This window comes from Hufsiella ginkgonis (genome assembly GCF_009834915.1).
Lineage (GTDB): Bacteria > Bacteroidota > Bacteroidia > Sphingobacteriales > Sphingobacteriaceae > Hufsiella > Hufsiella ginkgonis.
Genome location: NZ_WVHS01000001.1, coordinates 979255 through 997490, shown reverse-complemented (window position 1 = coordinate 997490; position 18236 = coordinate 979255). Strand labels below are relative to the sequence as shown.

At 52.4% G+C, this 18236-nt stretch carries 15 protein-coding genes; 7 read left to right on the top strand and 8 right to left on the bottom strand.

From position 1 onward, the window contains the following. Positions 1-39: 39 nt before the first annotated feature. The 4 genes from GS398_RS04235 to GS398_RS04220 form a co-directional block, all read right to left on the bottom strand. Positions 40-1491 carry a TlpA family protein disulfide reductase gene (locus tag GS398_RS04235; protein ID WP_160905467.1) on the bottom strand — a complete coding sequence of 484 codons (1452 nt, stop codon included), beginning with the start codon at positions 1489-1491 and terminating at the stop codon, positions 40-42. 45 nt (positions 1492-1536) lie between these two features. Then, positions 1537-2292, bottom strand: coding sequence for a LytR/AlgR family response regulator transcription factor (locus GS398_RS04230; RefSeq protein ID WP_160905466.1), 756 nt, complete (start codon positions 2290-2292; stop codon positions 1537-1539). A gap of 1 nt (position 2293) precedes the next feature. Next, entirely contained in the window at positions 2294-4087 is a 1794-nt protein-coding gene (locus tag GS398_RS04225; RefSeq protein WP_160905465.1) for a sensor histidine kinase, read from the bottom strand. A 111-nt stretch (positions 4088-4198) separates the two neighbouring features. Further along, positions 4199-4978: a hypothetical protein gene (locus tag GS398_RS04220; RefSeq protein WP_160905464.1), complete on the bottom strand. Its 780-nt coding sequence runs from the start codon at positions 4976-4978 to the stop codon at positions 4199-4201. Positions 4979-5233: 255 nt separating this feature from the next. Between GS398_RS04220 and argH the strand changes: the two genes are divergently transcribed. Genes argH through GS398_RS04205 form a run of 3 tightly spaced genes read left to right on the top strand, consistent with a single transcriptional unit; the run spans position 5234 to position 8852 of the window. Next, positions 5234-6568, top strand: a complete 1335-nt coding sequence (gene argH, locus GS398_RS04215; protein WP_160905463.1) for an argininosuccinate lyase — start codon at positions 5234-5236, stop codon at positions 6566-6568. 39 nt (positions 6569-6607) lie between these two features. Further along, entirely contained in the window at positions 6608-7864 is a 1257-nt protein-coding gene (locus GS398_RS04210; protein ID WP_160905462.1) for a pyridoxal phosphate-dependent aminotransferase, read from the top strand. A gap of 1 nt (position 7865) precedes the next feature. After that, positions 7866-8852: an esterase-like activity of phytase family protein gene (locus tag GS398_RS04205; protein WP_160905461.1), complete on the top strand. Its 987-nt coding sequence runs from the start codon at positions 7866-7868 to the stop codon at positions 8850-8852. Positions 8853-8936: 84 nt separating this feature from the next. Here the strand turns inward: GS398_RS04205 and GS398_RS04200 are convergent, their stop codons facing one another. From GS398_RS04200 to GS398_RS04190, 3 genes are all read right to left on the bottom strand, one after another. Then, entirely contained in the window at positions 8937-9950 is a 1014-nt protein-coding gene (locus GS398_RS04200; protein ID WP_160905460.1) for a mechanosensitive ion channel family protein, read from the bottom strand. Positions 9951-10071: 121 nt separating this feature from the next. Then, entirely contained in the window at positions 10072-12387 is a 2316-nt protein-coding gene (locus GS398_RS04195) for a TonB-dependent receptor (RefSeq protein WP_160905459.1), read from the bottom strand. Between the two features lie 77 nt (positions 12388-12464). Further along, entirely contained in the window at positions 12465-12812 is a 348-nt protein-coding gene (locus GS398_RS04190; RefSeq protein ID WP_160905458.1) for a hypothetical protein, read from the bottom strand. 166 nt (positions 12813-12978) lie between these two features. On the opposite strand from GS398_RS04190, the gene GS398_RS04185 reads away from it, so the two are divergent. The 4 genes from GS398_RS04185 to GS398_RS04170 all read left to right on the top strand — a co-directional run bounded on the left by GS398_RS04185 (position 12979) and on the right by GS398_RS04170 (position 15424). Further along, positions 12979-13317: a hypothetical protein gene (locus GS398_RS04185; protein ID WP_160905457.1), complete on the top strand. Its 339-nt coding sequence runs from the start codon at positions 12979-12981 to the stop codon at positions 13315-13317. A gap of 15 nt (positions 13318-13332) precedes the next feature. Next, positions 13333-14061, top strand: coding sequence for a peptidylprolyl isomerase (locus GS398_RS04180; RefSeq protein ID WP_160905456.1), 729 nt, complete (start codon positions 13333-13335; stop codon positions 14059-14061). After that, the gene (locus GS398_RS04175) at positions 14061-14840 is read left to right on the top strand and encodes an exodeoxyribonuclease III (protein WP_160905455.1); all 780 of its coding nucleotides are present in this window, start codon (positions 14061-14063) and stop codon (positions 14838-14840) included. The genes GS398_RS04180 and GS398_RS04175 overlap by 1 nt, the downstream gene beginning before the upstream one ends. Positions 14841-14932: 92 nt before the next feature. Then, positions 14933-15424: a lipocalin-like domain-containing protein gene (locus GS398_RS04170; protein ID WP_160905454.1), complete on the top strand. Its 492-nt coding sequence runs from the start codon at positions 14933-14935 to the stop codon at positions 15422-15424. Between the two features lie 21 nt (positions 15425-15445). On the opposite strand, the gene GS398_RS04165 is transcribed toward GS398_RS04170, so the two are convergent. After that, positions 15446-18139: a PQQ-dependent sugar dehydrogenase gene (locus tag GS398_RS04165; RefSeq protein WP_160905453.1), complete on the bottom strand. Its 2694-nt coding sequence runs from the start codon at positions 18137-18139 to the stop codon at positions 15446-15448. Positions 18140-18236 lie beyond the last annotated feature (97 nt).

Below are 18236 nucleotides of genomic sequence, written 5' to 3'. Positions count from 1 at the left end.
AGATTCCGGGATGTTTCTTCGTGCGAAAATTTAACCGGCTTATTTGAGCAACTGTGCGATCGTGCGGTTAAGTACCCTTACCTCCGACGGTCTCGGTGCCTGCGCAGTCACAATTTTGCCCTGTTTGTTCAGCAGCAGGTAAGATGGATAGCCGCTCAACCGGTAGTTGCCCATAAAAAGCTTCGACGCATCCGTATCCAGGAAGTAGTTTTCGCCGTCAAGGCGCTCTGTCTTTACCAGCTTTTTCCAATCCTCCAGGCCGGATTGAAGACAAAGGTTTACAAATACCACGCCCTTATTACTGAATTCTTTGTGCAGGGCCGGTGCGAATTTCATCTCCGCCAGGCAGGGACCGCACCAGGTGGCGTAAACGTCCACGAAAATTACCTTACCTGGATGTCGTTTCGCGAGGTGTTTAAAAACGTCGGTACCGGGCAGTGCTTTCGTCACGCCGCCGGGCGCCAGGTAGCTTACTCCTTTGAGCACCGCCGATGGAAAAGATACTTCGCCCGCCAGCGATATTTCTTTCTTTAAGTATTCATAGGTAAGCGGTTGAGTGAAATAGCGGCTTATTTCGGGCATTTCGTCCAGGAGGGCCGGATTGATGGCCGCGAGGCCCTGCAGGAATGAGAACACCAGGTAATCGCGGCTGATTCCTGCGGGCTCTTTAAGCAGCAGCGCGACGCCGCCGTGTACAGCGTCTTTCCATCTTTCCTGTTTCACGGCATTTAACACGGTGCTGTCCCCGTGCGTAACCCACAACGAATAGGCGCTGAGATGATAGGGGAACATCATCGATTGAAAGTTGGCGGCATCGTGTACTTCAAACAGCGGATCATTAAATAGGGCGATGCGTTCTGCCATCGTGGAGGTTTCGGGGCTGCCAAGTTTTACGTAATCGTTCATCCAGTTGGAGATGCCGTAGATAATGTCGCGTTTCGAAAACGCGACCACTACCGGGTCTGTTTGGTGCCTCTCCGCGTAGGTGGTAAGGGCGGCCAGGTAACGGTCGTAATCGGCCTGTATTGCGGCGCGCATGTTGGGTACCGATACCGAATAATCATATTTTTTATAGGGCAGCTGGCTGAGAAAATAATGGCACTTATTCAGCTCCGTGCTGATGCGTGCGTGATCCCCGGTGATGGTTAGCCATGCAAAATCGGGACTGTTTAGCAGCGCCGCATCAATGGTAAGGTGTACTGAGTCCCCGGGTGCCACGTACAGGTTAATAAACGTGTTGTTATACTGCACAGTCATGTTCTGGGTGAACAGCATTTCGCCGCTGGCGATGAAAGCCCCCGCGGCATCCGTTTTCACACTGGGGGAGTGTTTCTGGAAAGGGTTTAAAAAATGGATGCGGAGTACCTCTGGCGTCGATGGGGTTTTATGGATCATGTTGCCGGTAATAGTTACTTGTTTTACTGCGGCCTGGCGACCGAAGGCAGCGGACACAGCAAGTGCCGCCACCACAAAAAGTGATAGAATTTTCATGTGATTAATAATTAAACGTGATTGGATCTTTGTCGTCCCGGGGCCCTAGGTCATGTTGTTTAGCGCTTTTTTTATTGCCTCCAGGTTTTGTCTCGAAATAGGTATTTTGCTGCCATCGTCCAGCAGCAGCATCCCGCCGTCTTCTTTCAGCAGGCTCTTTACATAGTGAAAGTTTACCAGGTGCGACTGGTGTGTGCGATAGAAATCGTAGGGACGCAGCAGCTCTGCGAATTCTTTCAGGGTTTTGCACACCAGTACCTTGTCGCCGTTATGCATAAAAAAGCGGGTGTAGTTGTCCAGCGCCTCGCAGCGAACGATTTCGTTTACCTTAACATACCGGGTCTCCTGCATGGTGGGTAACGCGATCTTAGGGAGGTCCTTTTGCGATCTCCTGATAAAGCTCAGCAGGTTCTGGATACTCAGGTTTTGCTGTTTGGCAGCGAGCTTCAGCCTTGCTTTCTCGATCGCCTGGCGAAGCTCGGTAACGTCGATGGGTTTAAGCAGGTAGTCAAGCGCCGAGAACTTGATCGCCTGGATGCCGTAATGATCGAAGGCAGTGACGAAAATCACTTCGAACGTAACTTCGTTCAATGCTTTAAGCAGATCGAAACCCGATTGCCCGGGCATCTGGATGTCCAGGAAAACCAGGTCGGGGTTTTCCTTTTCTATGACACGGAGGCCTTCTCCTGCATTTGTGGCCGCGCCAACTATCGCAATACCGGGACACCACCGGGTGATCATTCCTTCCAGGTTTTCGAGGTTATTAGGCTCATCGTCGATAAGAACGCAGCGGATATCCATATCAGATCCAGTTTGTTAAGGTGATGGTGATCCGTGTGCCCGATGGCAGCGACCGGATATTTAGCTCCGCAGGCCGGTGGCTGTGCACCTGGTTTAGCAGGCGGATACGTTGTTCGCTTAGCTTCAGACCGAACCCTGTGCCCGAAGGCTCCTGGTGCCCAGGGTTTAAGCCGGCCCCGTTATCGGTAACGGTAAGCACCAGCGTTCGCCCTTCACGCGCAGCGTTAACCTGTACCAGGCCGCTCTTTTTAAGTGTGGCAACGCCATGCTTTACCGCGTTTTCGATAAAAGGCTGCAGCAGCATAGCGGGGATGTCGATATTGGCGGTATCGAGGTCCGCGGCCGCGTTCACCGTATAACGGAACCCGAAGCGCAGCTGTTCCATCTGCAGGTAGTCGTTCGCTATCCTGAGCTCATCTTCCAGGCTGATCATTTCCTGTTCGCTGGTGTTTAGCACCGTACGCGTAAGCGCGGCGAATTTGGAAAGGTAGCGGTTAGCCTCCAGCAGCTCGTTTTTATTCATCAGGTTCTGAATGGAGCTGAGCGCATTGAACATAAAATGCGGGTTTAGCTGCGACCGGATCGACCGCAGTTTTAGCTGAACGGTATTCCGTTCCTGTTCCGCATGCTCTATTTTTCGCTTTGCATATAACCTTGAAATGGCAATGGCGGCGATCAGTACGATCAGCAAGGCCGCGGCGTAGGGCGCCAGCTCATGCCAGGTAAGACGTGTGACCGGCTCCAGCACATCGAACGGCATACGCAGCAGCTGGGCATTATCCCATTCGGGGAATTTCTCCTGGCGCTGTATCACCAGCTCGTAATGGCCGGCCTCGCTAAACCGGTCTTTGTTTACCTGGAAATAACCGTAGTGGTCCACAAAATCAAGCCACGCGGTATCCTTTTTGCCGGCAATGTTTTTCACCAGGTAAACCGAGTGTACCAGCGTTTCCTGTTTCTTAAACTGGAAGGTCATGTTTAGCACGCTATCTACCGGGAACGCAAGGTTAGCGGGCAGCCCGGTCGCCTTGTCGAACCGGGTGGCATAGCCATGATTAAGATCGCGGTAGGCAACATTGAAATAGCCGCCCGGTACCGCCAGCGTTAGCTGGTTTACAATAGGTTTAAAGTTTATACGCCAATCGAAGATCACGCCTTCGCGGATGCCGTAGTTTTTTGTGTTGATCACTTCCACCATAAGGCGTTTTCCTGGCGCATTGTATTTTCCGAGGAAACCATAAGGCTGTTTAGCCCCATAGTTTTTCTCCAGGCGTGGTATCGGCGACCAGCGTATCCGTTCAATGCTGTCATTTTCTACTACATGGTACCTGAAGTCGCCGGCATTTTCCCGGTTAATGCCGAGGGCCACAAGCACGGCGTCTGAACTGTCGGAGATCACAAATACCTGGTACTCTTTGGAAATAGACTGGACCGAGGCGGAGAAGTACTTAACCAGCGAGGGGTTGAGCTTCACCCCCAGCAACACCGGGCTTTTCGGCTCGGTATGCAGGAACCCGTCGTTACCATGGCTCTTAAACCGGTCGAAGACCCGGTAAACAGCGGTATCGCTTACCGGCAGGTACACGGGCTCTTTCACCATGGTACGTTTGTTGGTAACCACGATATCGAAAAAAAAGGAGTTCCCGAATTTGTTGCCGTTGCCGGTTTGCGCCCATGCCGGCGAAACGGCTGCTAAAAACACGATGCACATCAGCCACCATGCGGCCGGTTGACCGGCCCTGTCCCGCAACGGTGGGACGATAAGATCCTGGATCGATTTAAGCTTTACGCGCATGTGGTGACGATTACGACACAAACATGCGGCAAATCGGCGCTGTCGCCAATAGCGACCGAGAATTTGGCAGGAAATACTTAGGATCCGGAAAGGAGCGAGGGCCCGTCAATACTACTTTTTCACCAGGATATACGTAGCGGTAAAATCCGTCGGGCTAAACATGTCGAATACCGGTACGCCGTCGCTGCCGGTGATGGGAGGGCTGCCAGCCGGTCTGCCGCCAACCACTACGGTTCCGGGTGGGTCTACCACTCCGTTCAGCGTCACGTTGTAGTCGAACGCGCCCTTCCCGTCAACCAGGTGCCGGAAATACTTCACCGGGAGCTGCAGTTCGTACGTATAGGCGCGCCTGGCATCCACCTGCGATACCGCCTTAATTCCCAGCTCATTATAAATGGAGATGTCGGGGTCGGTGATTTCACTGAACCCGGAGATCCGGATCTGCTTGGCTACAAGCGGCAATCGCTCGTTAACTTTGGTCATCATTTTTTCAACATTCGTGATCTCCCTCAACGGCGTGGTAATGGTGTATTTGTCGAGATAGGATATGATGGGGTACATCAGCGTAAGCGGGGGTGTTTTTTTGTCATTTACCCGGCTTTTTATAGAAAGGGTGATGCCGCCGCTCAGGATCTTCGCGATGGTCGGCTCCTGGTCGGCCTGGATCACCAGGTAAAGGTTTTCGTCGTCGTTGGCCATCGTATAAAAAATCTGGGTGGCGCGGTTAAAGGCCTGGAAAGTGTTGCCCCATTCTATCGCTTTACCATCGGCTTTTACGTTGGTGGGGGCATATAGCCCGTCTTTTTGTTCGCCGGGGAGTTTCTGGGCGTGAAGGTCCGGGTGAATAAGCAGCACGAGTACCACTGTCAGGGAGCTTTTTAGCAGGTTCATCACTGTAAGATTAAGTTTAATACGAATATATCGTAAATATACGAATATTTCGTAATAACGAATATTTTATCCGGTATTTTTATTTCAGGAAGATAATGCCAGTTCGAATGAATGTGACATTTCACTTCGAAGGACATGGCGGCGCATCCGGCGAACCGGTATTATAAGCATCAATTACTTTACCGATCGTTACCGGGAGGGGCGATTAAGATATAATTTTTCATCTTTGCCTTTTCTTAACCACAAGCAACCGTTATGAAGATCTGGCAGAAAGATAAAGACGTTTCCAAACAGGTAGAGACCTTCACCGTAGGTAAAGACCGCGAGCTCGACGAGCAGATGGCCGCCTTTGATGTACTTGGTTCGCTGGCGCATACCCGGATGCTGGAGTCGATAGGCTTGCTTACGGCAGCAGACCTGCAGCTGGTCCAGCAGGAGCTGAAAGCCATCTATCGCGAAATTGCTGCCGGGAATTTCTCCATTGCCGAAGGAGTGGAAGACGTGCATTCGCAGGTAGAGTTCATGCTTACCGAGCGTATCGGCGAAGCCGGGAAAAAGATCCATAGCGGCCGTTCGCGTAATGACCAGGTACTGGTAGACCTTAAGCTTTTCTTCAGGAGCCAGATCCGTGTAATGGTGGAGTTAACTACGCAGCTTTTTAATCGCCTGATCACCCTTAGTGAGGAACATCAGCATAAGCTTTTGCCGGGATATACCCATTTGCAGATTGCCATGCCGTCGTCTTTCGGGCTTTGGTTCGGCGCATACGCGGAAAGCCTGGCCGACGACATGGAGCTGATGCTGGCCGCCTGGAAGATCTGCAACAAAAACCCGTTGGGCTCGGCGGCAGGTTACGGCTCTTCGTTCCCGTTAAACCGGACGATGACCGCCATGCTGCTAGGTTTCGAATCGCTTAACTATAACGTGGTATACGCGCAAATGGGCCGCGGTAAAACCGAACGGATCGTGGCCCAGGCCATGTCGTCTGTTGCGGCAACGCTTGCGAAATTCGCGATGGATGTATGCCTCTTTATTAACCAGAATTTTGGCTTTATCAGCTTTCCCGAGGAACTGACCACCGGTTCGAGCATTATGCCCCATAAAAAGAACCCGGACGTGTTCGAGCTGATCCGGTCGAGGTGCAACAAGATCCAGGCATTGCCTAACGAGATCGCCCTGATGACCACCAACCTGCCATCCGGTTATCACCGCGACCTGCAGCTGCTGAAGGAGAACTTGTTCCCGTCGTTCCAATCGCTTACGGATTGCCTGGAAATTATGGACTTTATGCTGCAGTATATCGTGGTAAAGGATCATATTCTCGACGATCCGAAGTACCTCTACCTCTTTAGCGTGGAGGCGGTAAACGAGCAGGTATTAAACGGCGTCCCTTTCCGCGAGGCCTATAGAAACGTCGGCCGCGAGATTGAGGAGGGAATTTTTAAAATGCCTGCAGAGATCAAACATACCCACGAAGGCAGTATCGGCGACCTGCGCAATGCAGAGATCCGCGAAGCCTTTAACAACGTGGTGGCGGGCTTTAATTTCGCGAAAGTGGATACCGCCATCGCATCGCTGCTTGCAGAGTGACCACATTAACCTATCTTTGAAAACTAATCTAATAAGGGAATGAGCTTATCCGTACTGGCGCAAAATTTAAAAGGATCGGAGATCATCAAGATCGCCGGTGAGATCAACGAGTTAAAAAGAAACGGCGCCCAAATTGCCAACCTCACCATCGGCGACTTCGATTCGGCGATCTACCCGATCCCCGACGCATTAACAGCCGGCATAAAAAACGCGTATGATGCGCACCAGACCAATTATCCGCCGGCAGACGGGTTGCTCAGCCTGCGCGAGAGCGTAGCCGGTTTTTTAAAGACCCGCCACGGGCTGGAGCTGAAGCCTAACGAGGTGCTGATCTCCAGTGGTTCCCGTCCGATCATTTATGCCACTTTCCTTGCGTTGGTCGACCCGGGCGATAAGGTGGTTTTTCCCGCACCGTCCTGGAATAATAACCATTACTGCGACCTTACCGGTGCGCAGGGCGTCGCGGTAGATACGCGTGCCGAAAACAATTTCATGCCTACCGCAGCCGAGCTTAAGCCACATTTAAGCGGGGCTGCTTTACTTGCGCTGTGCTCTCCGCTCAACCCCACAGGTACTATGTTCTCTAAGGCGAACCTCGAGGAGATCTGCGACCTGGTGATCGAAGAAAATAAAGGCCGCAAAGCCGGTGAGAAGCCGTTGTATCTTTTGTACGACCAGATCTATGCCATGCTTACGTTTGGCAGCCACAAACATTACGACCCCGTTTCACTTCGCCCTGAGCTGAAGGAATACGTGCTGTATATCGACGGCGCCTCCAAATGCTTTGCCGCTACCGGCGTGCGGGTGGGCTGGGGATTCGGTCCCGAAAAGATCATCGCCAGCATGCGCTCCATCGTGGGCCATATGGGCGCCTGGGCGCCTAAGGCGGAACAAGTGGCCATGTCTGAGTTCCTGAAGCAGCATACCGAAGTCGACAACTTCCTTTCGGAGATGAAGAATAATATTCAGAAAAGCCTGGAAGCCCTCTATAAAGGATTCAAACAGCTAAAAGAAGAAGGTTTTGCGGTGGATGCCATCGAGCCGATGGGCGCCATTTACCTTACACTTAAGCTTGACTATCCCGGTAAAACCACCCCGGAAGGAACCGTTCTTAAAGATAGCGCCGACATTAACTTCTACCTGATCAAGAAAGCCGGCCTGGCGCTGGTGCCATTTTCGGCATTCGGTACAGGTCCGGAAATGAACTGGTTCCGCGCTTCCGTGGGCGCCAGTACCCTGGCCGATATCGAAGCCATTATACCACGGATCAGGGAGGCCCTGGGCCAGCTGCGCTAACATGCGGAACCGGACCCTCCAGGTTTCCCTATTGGTGATTGTTGCGCTGGTTCAGCTATGCTGCGGCAGCCACCGATACAGGGTTCCCGTGGCAGACGATGGCCTGGAAGTGCTGCTGCCCGAAAAATTGAGAAGCAGCAAGCTGGAGTTTTCGTCGCTGGCTCATTACCGGGATGTTCTCCTGCTGGTGCCGCAATACCCCGACCGTTTTGGAGATGAGATCTATGGCATAGCCGATGGGTTGCTTGACCAGGCGATCAGCGATCACTCGGCAATCCGTGAAGCTGTCGCCTATAAACTTGCGAACCTTGGCCAGGTTAAACAAAAGATCGGGTCGACCTACGAGGGTTTCGAGGCGACGGCCGTGGTGGGCGACCGCATCTTTTTCGCCATCGAGTCAGGCGCCGAAAATGGTGACTGTTACCTGGTTGGCGGCACCCTATACGGTACGTCTATCGTGCTCGATCCCGCAAGGATACTCACCCTGCCAAAATTCAAGCGGTTAAGTAACGCTGGTTTCGAGAGTATGACCTGGCTGCCATCCGAACGGAAACTGGTCGCTTTTTTTGAATACAACAAGCCGGATGCGCAGCCCCGTGCACTGGTGATCGATACCTCTCTTACCACTTCCGTTACCTCGTACCCGCTCGATCCGCTGATGTACCGCATTACCGATGTGACCACCGATGGGAAGAAGAATGGCCTGTATGGCATCAACTTACACTATAAGGGCGGTAAAGAATATGGCGAGTACATCGGGAACGACAGCATCCCCGATGATCCCGCCCTGCACGGCAAGAGCCTGCGGCAAACATGCTATACCCGGATTGTCCGCCTTACCGTAAAAAACCAGCGGGTAAGCTGGAAGAAAGTACGCGGGATCACCTTTCAATGCGAAAACTGGGAGGGAATTCTGCTGTACAGGAAAGGGGTGTTTATGATCACTGATGAACATCCCGGAAGCGTGCTGAAGTGGTTCAGGCTCTAACGCTTGCCGGCTTTGAAACCAGCCGGATTTATTTCAGGGAGCTTTAGGGCCTGAAGTCCAAACTTTCAACCCTGTCCCTCAACCCTACCTCGCATTCGTTTTCGGGAACATCGCCTTGTCGGGTTCCTTGCCGAGCTCCTGTAACACGCGTTTGATGAGCCTGCTTCGTACCGACCCGGAGAGCTTGGGCTCCACGAGGTAGATCAGCAGTACTTCCACCCATGTGTTGGCGTTTGTGCGGAACTGCACGAAAGGGTATTCTCTAATTTCAAGCTCGTCGACAGGCGTCTGCTCGATCATTTGGCGGAGCTCTTTTACACGCGCCTCCATTTCATTGCCCATCTCTTCTTTGGCGATTCGGCGAACTGCCTGCTCGATGTAGCCGAGATCGCTTTCGTAGGCCACGTGAAACGGGATTTCGTTCCAGATATACGGGAATTTGTTCCAGGAATAGTTATATACCTGCCCCTGGAAAACAAGGCTGTTAGGAAAACGGATGAGCCGCCCGCTGGGGAGGTCGTTCGTCATGTAATTGCCGGCGAACTCCCACAAAGTGGTGTCGAGGTACCCGATCTCCACCACATCGCCGGTAAAATCGCTCAATTGGATCCGGTCGCCAACTTTGTACGGGGAGCGGATCACGATGTAAAGCCAGCCGATCAGCGAGGCGATAGGCGTTTGCAGGGCAAAGCCCAGGATGAGCGAGATCAATCCCAGCGATACCGCCGCGGTATACCAGTTCGAGTTGAAGAAAGAAACGAGGATAAAGAAGATCAGCAGGATGGTGACCAGCCACACTACCCGCACCATGTTGTAGCGCACAGACAGCGAATGAGTATTCTTGTCGATCAGTTTCTCGGCCAGTTTAGAAAGCACGAGGACAAGAAACACGAAAAAACCGGTGAGCGAGATTTTAGCGAACATCGTTGTATAACGCTTCTCCAGGCTCAGGATGTCCAGCCGCAAAATAAAATAAAACACAATACAGCCCAGCGCCAGGAAAGTATAGCTGCTGATAAACCAGGTATGCGCTGCGCGCGAAGGGGTTGCAATACCGGGCGCGGGGGCCGATAGTGCTTGATTATCCTTGATATCCATAATAACGATACCATCAAAACACGCAGGTTACAGAATAGTTTACCACGTAAAGAAGGGCCGGGGCGGATGCATAGGGTAATGCATCGCGCTTCCGGCCTCCTTGCTGTCCGGGCGTCGGATCTTAAAAACTGAGGTATACGCCCATTGTTACGTTCCGGCCGGGATTATAGATGCCGAATGATGGATCCGTTTCATCGAGCCTGCCTGGCTTGAACCGGCTTAAGTGATCGTAATATTTTTTATCCAGCAGGTTCCGGGCCGACGCATACAGGGTGAGCGGGTTTTTGCCCAGCTTTACGGTGGTGCCAAGGCCGGCGCTTACGAGCGAATAGCCGCTTGTGGTAGTCTCAAAATCATCGACCCGTGTTTGTTTAAAATAGTTGTCGAGTCCGACGGAAAGATAGGTTTTCGTGAACTTTTTGCTTGCCGACGCGGGCTCGAACCGCAGCTCGTTCCGGAGCGAAGCGGCCGGGATAAACGGGACCGGGTTGCCGGTAGTTTTGTTGGTGGCCACCGTGTATCCAAAGGTGTTTTCGAAATGGATGGATTTCGACGGATGCAGCGTGAGCGACGCCTCCAGCCCCCTGAAAAAGGCGTTATCCTGCAGGAAGCGGAATACCGGGTAAACGTCGCCACCCGAAACGATCGTTTCGCCATTGGTGTTGCGGTAGAAAATGAAATCGTTCACATAATTAACAAACCCGCCGAAACTGAGGTTGAGGGGTTCCGTGTCGTAGGAAAGGGAAGCGTCCAGCTGGTAGCTTCGCTCCGGTTTCAAATCCTGGTTGCCGATCTCGTACCGGAATGCTCCCTCGTGCACGCCATTGCTGGAGAGCTCGGCGATGTTCGGTGCGCGGAAAGCGGTGCCGGCATTTACTTTGAAGCCTACTTTTTCAGAAAACTCGTGGGTAAAGCCCAATGCGCCGCTAAGGTTTGTGAAGCTGTTATCGAAAGAGGTGAATACCGGTGTGGCGCCGTCATTGAGGCCGCGGCCGGTGATCTTGCGGGTGTCTACGCGGATCCCGGTGTTAAATGTATTGGTGGTCCACGATTTCTTTATATAGAACAGTGCGCCAAAGCTATCGGCCTGGTAGCTTGGGATAAGGGCTTCTTCGCCCCTGGTATTGTCGCTTCTCTGGAACTGCCCGGATGTGCCAAGTAATGGCTCCCAGCCGTTCTTCTCTTTGAAGTAATACTTAACATCGTAGCTGTAGGTGTTAAGATCGAGGAACAATTCCGGGTCGGCGGCCGGCTCCGACAGTTCGCGGCGCTGGTTGTGCTGGTAGCCGATGGTGGATTTCAGGCTCCCGGAACCCAGTAACAGGTTGCTTGAGAGCACGGCTTTATAGTGCCGGATATCCTGCATGGGGTAGGCCAGGGAACGGTCTTTTAGCTGTGAGTCGCTGAAGGTATCGCCGTTATCGTCTACAAACTCGCCGGAGGCGTTGGTGGCCGGCTCATAAAATCCCAGCTTTGTACGGAACGACGAAACATCGAGGTGTGCAAAGCCCCACGATTTATTAAGACCGATCTGCCCGCTCAGATCCGTTTCATTGAGTCCTGAATTAGGAAAATATCCATCAGGGGTTTTAAACGAATAAGCATTTTTATAGGTGCCCCTTGCGCGGTAAACAAAGCCATTGTTATTACCGGAGAGCATGAGGGAGGAGGCCGATTGCCCATTGTTGGTGCTGTAATTGGTAATGAATTCGCCTTTAAGTGTGCCCTCGGGTGCGGGTAGGGGATCGATCACGTTGATCACGCCGCCCAGCGCATCCGAGCCGTAAAGGAGGCTGGAAGCACCACGCAGCACTTCTACCTTCTCGGCGCCAAACTGGTCGATCTCGATACCATGTTCGTCGCCCCATTGCTGTCCTTCCTGTTTTACGCCGCCGGCCATGGTTACCACGCGATTATAGCTGAGGCCGCGGATCACCGGCTTGGAAATTCCGTTGCCGGTAGTGATCTGTGAAACCCCGGGAACTTTCGCCACCGCGTCAATTAAGTTTGATGACGGCCTGGTGATCAGGTCGGCCTTGGAAACCACGCTCACCGATGCGCTCGTGCGCCGGGTATCGGAACTAAACCCCGAACCGGTAACCACCACTTCGTGTGCTTCAATGGTAGTGGGCTGCAGTGCAAAATCGGCCGGACCGATGCCTGCAACATCTACCTGTGCGGTGAGGGTCTTGTAGCCTACGTAAGAAACCTGTACCAGGAACTTTCCCTTTACCGGTACATTTTTGAAGGTAAACTCGCCATTTACGTCGGTTGATACCGAGATCCGAAGATCGGGAATGGTTACAGTGGCGCCTATCAGGGCGTCCTTCGTGTTCGCATCGGTTACTTTACCGGAATAGTTCGGCAGGGCCGCGAAAGATATATAGTGGATAAGCATCACCAGTACAGCGATACATCCTATGGATTTTAGTTTCATATGGATTGAATAAGTAAAATACCGGGGCATTCCTTTACAGGAACATTCCCCAAAAATTAAAAAGGGTGCGGAAAATGTTAAGCCAAAGGAGGACCCCTAAGCGAAGTGGCGATCAGCTTTGTAAAAAAGCCGTCCAGGTGGATCTCCGTAAAAACTGGAGCGGTAACAGCAGTAACGGTAGTTGCGTAAACGGCGGTTCCCAGGAACGCTTTGTCGTAATGAATGGCACACACCCAGCAGTAAGGAGTGCGGGCTGAAACGTGCAGCTTATGATGGCAGGCCGCCTGCTTTCCCATGGCCGCCTCCTGGCAAACCGGCTGCGCCTTGTGCTTGTGCAGCAGGTCGAGCGGCAGTACCGTCACCGAAAAACACAGCAGCAGCATTGCGCTGATAAGTTTGCCGTATGATCTTCCTGGATGAGCCATCTTCGCAAAAGTAACGTAAATGAAAAAAAGTTAACGCATCAAAGTGTAACAATGGCAATACTCATACATTTGGGGAGTTATCAGCAGCCTGCTATCAACCCTCAGCTCCTTTACGGCTATAACAGGGCTGATGGCCGGCAACTGGTGGCTGATAGCTTAAAAATAAATGACTCCCTCAGAAGTAAACACTAAATGGAAAGCCTTACAGGAACGTATCGCTACCGAGTTTGATACCGATATCCCCGACATTAAGGTGATGCTGTTCCTGATCGGCGTGCAGGAACTTGGCAAAGGACCAAGAAAATTTAGCAAGCGGCAGAAAGAAGAGCTGATGCACATCGCTAACTGCCGGCTGTTCAGTGAATTGGGTTTTTATGAGCTCGAGGGTGTTGACCAGGACGGTTGGCCGCATTGGAAACGTGTAAAAACTTTGCCCAATTACACCTTACTTGAACAGGAAATGTTGATGAAATCATTGATTGTAAGTTACTTTGAAGATATTTAGTTTTTAACCCGTTTCATGAAACAGATCCTGGCCTTATTCATGCTGACACTTGCTTTGTCGGCTTCCGCAAAAAAACCAACCCATAGTTATGTCCGCATTAAAACCGGCAAAGGCGAGTGCGTGGTCATGCTTTATAACCAGACCCCCAAGCATCGTGATAATTTCCTGAAGCTTGCCAAAAACCATACTTACGACGGTACTTTGTTTCACCGGGTGATCCAGGGATTTATGATCCAGGGCGGCGATGTGGATTCGAAGAACGCCAAACCCGGGCAATTGCTGGGCAACGGCGACCTGGGATACAAGGTAGATGCGGAGTTTCGCGACAGCCTGTTCCATAAAAAAGGCGTGCTTGCCGCGGCAAGGGATAATAACCCCGAAAAGGCTTCCAGCTCCTGCCAGTTCTACCTCGCGCAGGGTAAGACTTTTACGGATGAAGAGCTCGACCGCCTCGAGGTAGCCAGGCTTCAGGGGCAAAAGATCCCTGTGTGGAAACGCGAAGTGTACAAAACCCTTGGCGGCATTCCGCACCTCGACATGGGTTATACCGTTTACGGCGAGATCGTGCAGGGCCTTGAAATGGTGGATGCGGTGGCGGCCGTGAAAACAGATCCGCAGAACCGGCCGCTGGAAGATGTAAAGATGACCGTAACCATCCTGAAGAAGAAAGAAGCGAAGAAATTGGAAAAAGCGATGCGTAACGATCCTCTCAAAAGCAAGCTGGTGATGAGCCCTGCCAAATAATGAAGATCATAACCTACAATGTGAACGGCATCCGCTCTGCGCTGAGCAAGAACTGGCTGGAATGGCTGAAGGCGGCCGATGCTGATATCGTTTGCCTGCAGGAAATTAAGGCGTCGCCCGAGCAGCTCACCGATCTTCCATTGCTCGAAGCGCTTGGCTACGAACATTACTGGTACCCGGCAGAGAAAAAAGGGTACAGCGGCACCGCCATCCTGACCCGGCGCACTCCCAAATACGTGGAATACGGCTGCGGCGTTAACGACTACGATAAGGAAGGCCGCATCATCCGCGCAGACTTCGACGGTTTTTCGGTAATGAGCGCTTATTTTCCATCCGGATCCAGCGGCGAGCACCGCCAGGGATTTAAATACGCTTTCCTGGATGATTTCAGGAACTATATCGATAAGCTTAAAGTGGCCTACCCGAATCTTATTATCTGCGGAGATTACAACATCTGTCACCGCGCGATCGATATCCATAACCCTAAATCGAATGCCAATTCCTCAGGCTTCCTGCCGGAAGAGCGCGCATGGATGGAGAGCTTTATGAACTCGGGGTTTATCGACTCGTTCCGGTATTTTAATGCGGAGCCGCATCATTATACCTGGTGGAGCTTCCGCTTTAATGCACGCAGCAAGAACCTGGGGTGGCGCATCGACTATTGCCTGGTGTCCGGCCCGTTGGAATCAAGACTGAAAAGATCCGTAATCCTGCCGGAAGCGAAGCATTCAGACCATTGCCCGGTACTGGTGGAGCTGCATGACGGGGAACCGGGCTAATCTCATCCCTGGATAATTTTCGTTAACTGTTTCATTTTGAAAAAAGCGGCGTATAGATTCTAAAACGATCACTAACGACATTATAATACGAAATGAAACCGAAGATCATCCTCATCTTGTTATTGCCCTTTATGCTTTTAACTGCATGCGATAAAGAGTCAGATTATCAATCGAACCTTGCAGGTAAGTGGTCATATGATAACGCGGAACTGGGCAGCGATGGAAGCGTGCACAGAAGCGAGCTTCTTTTTAACCAGGACGGTACGTTTAAAGAGACGACTTCCGTGGTAGCTAAATCCGGTGATCTGCTGGGCTATACCTCGCTTACCACCGGCAATTACAAGGTAAAAGGAGACCAGCTGTCCTACAGTAACCTCGCTCAACTTATAAACGACGGTTCAAAAGAGCCGTATGCTCCAATTGATAAATTAATTCCGATTATTACCGTCGCTCCGCTTACGCGGAAGCCAGTCACCATTCAGTTTTCAGATCAGGGTCGCGGGCTTAAGCTCATTTATGTTTGTGGCCCCGCCGAATCATGCCTGGCAGATAACCTGCTCCCGGTTTATAAGCGGGTTAAATAGCCTTAGGCAAGGTTCGTGCCGCTAGTGCGCCGGTCCTAAACGGACAGATCTTATCCTCATCGGGCCCGGAAAAACAAGATAAAGATCCGCGGTTCCCAGGTTCCCGGTAATGGCCGTGCCCGGTGATCCCTGTTTCGCATCGATCGTTCCCAATAACGGCCCTTCCGGCGATCCCGAACGTACCTCGATCATTTTCCCTGTTGCCTGCCGGGAGCCTGCCTCGGTGATGACTGCGATGGACCCTATCCCGGTAAGGTCGAGCTTGCTGAATTTAAGATAACCGCCTGCATCGCGTACGGTAGCCAGCGTGCTGTCGGCGTTAAAGGTAAATCCACCGGCCTCGTCTGCTTTCGACGGTTTAAGCACTGGCGGTTGAAGTACGACGACCTTTTCGCCGGTTTGTGCAGAGATCGTTTTCGCTCCCCGGTCAGTGTAAGCGGCGCGGATAATAAAGCTGCCTTCGGTGCCTTCCCCCTGTGGGATATTGGTGGTATAGGCGCCGGTAACCGGCAGGGAACGTACCACTTTGGCGGGCGTTCCGAGGCTCAACACATACTTAACGATGGCTTGCGCGTTACTCGCGGATAAGGCGGGATGTGCAGGCATTTGTGCATCGCCCCACACCCCTGAGCCGCCGGAAATCACTTTCTTCGCCAGCTTTTCCACCGCGGCGGCATCGTTCCTGTACCTAAGCGCCACAGCGGTGAATGCCGGCCCGAGCGATTTACCGGTGGTTTGGTGACAGGCCTTACAATCGCTTTTATTGATCATCGAGCGCGCGCCGGCATGTTGGGCCGCGGCATCAAAACTTAATTGTTGCTGGGCGATCACGGTGGGATTGTAGCCCTCCGAGAGATAATTCGCGCTTACCGATACTTGTGCAGGCATTATGCGCTTGTTGGCCAGGCTGCCATCTTCTTTGTCGGTAACGCTTACGGCATAGGTGATCGTTTTGCCAGGAAAGAAGAAGCGGGAGTTGCCCGACGTGATCTTTAAGCCAACCACTGGCGGCTCGTTTCCCGCTTTTATCTCCACCGACTTGCTGTTCTTTGCGCCTTTGCTATCGGTAACCGTTAGCGTAGCCCTGTAGGTTCCCGGAGCGGTGAAGGTAACAGACGGCGTGGCCTGCTTCATGGTTTTGAAAGCCGCGCCGTTCCGCGTGATCTTCCATTCGTACCGCAGTGAATCCCCTTCGTCGTAATCTTTTGTGCCTGCGGCAGACAAACTGATTTTTAAGGGAACCGCGCCCGCCGTTTTGGTTGCCGCCGCCTGCACTTCAGGCTTGCGGTTGCCGCCGTTGTATTCGATGCGGATCAGCTCTGCCTCCGGGTTATCTTTAAAATAGCCGTTCCCGTATTCGAGCACGTACAGATCGCCTTCGGGACCGAATTTCATATCGATGGGCCCCTTCAGGTGCAAGCCGGGGAGAAAGCGTTCCATTCCCCTGTAGTTTCCCTGTTCATCCACTTCCACTACGTTGAGCCATCCGCGTACCCAATCGGTAATGAACCATTTTCCTTCGTAATAGGCAGGGTACACGCGCCTGGCGTTCCCGAAGTCGCCGGCGCGGAAGACGGGCCCGCCTACAGCACTGTTGCCGCCACTTTCCATCAGCGGAAACTCGGGCATAATGTTCTTCGAGTACCACACCAGGGCCGGAACTGCCGGCGGAAGCGCTTTCCTGCCTGTATTGTTTGGTGAATCGTTCACGGGTTGCGCCGGATCGAACGGTTTGCCGGAAGTTTTTGTCGCGAAATCGTAATCTACGTATGGTTTGTTGTTCCCTACGAAATAAGGCCAGCCATAATTGCCCGGTTTTTTCGCCAGGTTAAATTCGTCGTGTGAACGGGGACCGCGTTTCTCCATGTCTTCGTCGGAACCGTCGGGTCCTACTTCCCCCCAGTAAAGCCAGCCGGTTTTGCTGTCGATGCTTGGCCGCCAGGGATTACGGTTACCCATCGTATATATTTCCGGCCGGGTAAGCGGCTCTTCCTTTGGGAAAAGGTTGCCTTCCGGGATGCTGTAGGTGCCGTCGGGCTCGGGGTGAATGCGGAGGATCTTCCCCCGAAGGTCATTGGTATTTCCAGAGGACTTCTGCGCATCGCGCGGCGACTGTCCCGGCTGCTCATCCAGCGGCGTGTAACCATCCGAGGCACGGGAAAACGTATTATCGCCGGTGGTCAGGAACAGGTTCTTATGCTTATCGAAAAGCATTCCCCCGCCAACGTGGCAGCATTCCTCGCGTTGGGTGACCACTTCGAGCATTACTTTCCGCGAGCCGGCTATCAGCTCCTTCCCATACCATTCGTAACGCACCAGCACATTTTTGGGATCGTTTCCCGCAAGGGAATAATAAATATACAACCAGTGATTGGTATCGTAGTCCGGGTCGAGAATGATACCCTGCAAGCCGTCCTCGCCCTCGGTAACTTCTCTCTGCTTGTTCTTATAGGTGGTGCTCACCGGGAATTGTGCCACCAGCGTAAGCTGCCCGGTAGCCGGATCGTAAACCTTTATCTTGCCCTTGCGCTCGGCGTATATTACGCGCCCGTCCTTCATTACCTGGAATTGCATCGGCTCTTCCAGGCGCTGCACGAGCACCACTTTGGTAAAACGGTTATCTGCGGGCTTGGTAAGCGCCTGCGAAAATGCGGGTGAACCGGCAGCGGTTAAAAACAGCAGGCAAACGCCTTTAACGACAGAACGAAGATACATACAGGAATCTGGCGATGGTTAGCTAATCGATGACACATAAATATAGCTAAAGTTACCATTTATGACCGATCGATTTTCAGTATTGCCGGATTTGTAC

Excerpts from the sequence above, each read along its gene's own strand:
- GS398_RS04235 (WP_160905467.1), bottom strand. The coding sequence starts at position 1,491 with ATGAAAATTCTATCACTTTTTGTGGTGGCGGCACTTGCTGTGTCCGCT.
- GS398_RS04230 (WP_160905466.1), bottom strand. The coding sequence starts at position 2,292 with ATGGATATCCGCTGCGTTCTTATCGACGATGAGCCTAATAACCTCGAA.
- GS398_RS04225 (WP_160905465.1), bottom strand. The coding sequence starts at position 4,087 with ATGCGCGTAAAGCTTAAATCGATCCAGGATCTTATCGTCCCACCGTTG.
- GS398_RS04220 (WP_160905464.1), bottom strand. The coding sequence starts at position 4,978 with ATGAACCTGCTAAAAAGCTCCCTGACAGTGGTACTCGTGCTGCTTATT.
- argH (WP_160905463.1), top strand. The coding sequence starts at position 5,234 with ATGAAGATCTGGCAGAAAGATAAAGACGTTTCCAAACAGGTAGAGACC.
- GS398_RS04210 (WP_160905462.1), top strand. The coding sequence starts at position 6,608 with ATGAGCTTATCCGTACTGGCGCAAAATTTAAAAGGATCGGAGATCATC.
- GS398_RS04205 (WP_160905461.1), top strand. The coding sequence starts at position 7,866 with ATGCGGAACCGGACCCTCCAGGTTTCCCTATTGGTGATTGTTGCGCTG.
- GS398_RS04200 (WP_160905460.1), bottom strand. The coding sequence starts at position 9,950 with ATGGATATCAAGGATAATCAAGCACTATCGGCCCCCGCGCCCGGTATT.
- GS398_RS04195 (WP_160905459.1), bottom strand. The coding sequence starts at position 12,387 with ATGAAACTAAAATCCATAGGATGTATCGCTGTACTGGTGATGCTTATC.
- GS398_RS04190 (WP_160905458.1), bottom strand. The coding sequence starts at position 12,812 with ATGGCTCATCCAGGAAGATCATACGGCAAACTTATCAGCGCAATGCTG.
- GS398_RS04185 (WP_160905457.1), top strand. The coding sequence starts at position 12,979 with ATGACTCCCTCAGAAGTAAACACTAAATGGAAAGCCTTACAGGAACGT.
- GS398_RS04180 (WP_160905456.1), top strand. The coding sequence starts at position 13,333 with ATGAAACAGATCCTGGCCTTATTCATGCTGACACTTGCTTTGTCGGCT.
- GS398_RS04175 (WP_160905455.1), top strand. The coding sequence starts at position 14,061 with ATGAAGATCATAACCTACAATGTGAACGGCATCCGCTCTGCGCTGAGC.
- GS398_RS04170 (WP_160905454.1), top strand. The coding sequence starts at position 14,933 with ATGAAACCGAAGATCATCCTCATCTTGTTATTGCCCTTTATGCTTTTA.
- GS398_RS04165 (WP_160905453.1), bottom strand. The coding sequence starts at position 18,139 with ATGTATCTTCGTTCTGTCGTTAAAGGCGTTTGCCTGCTGTTTTTAACC.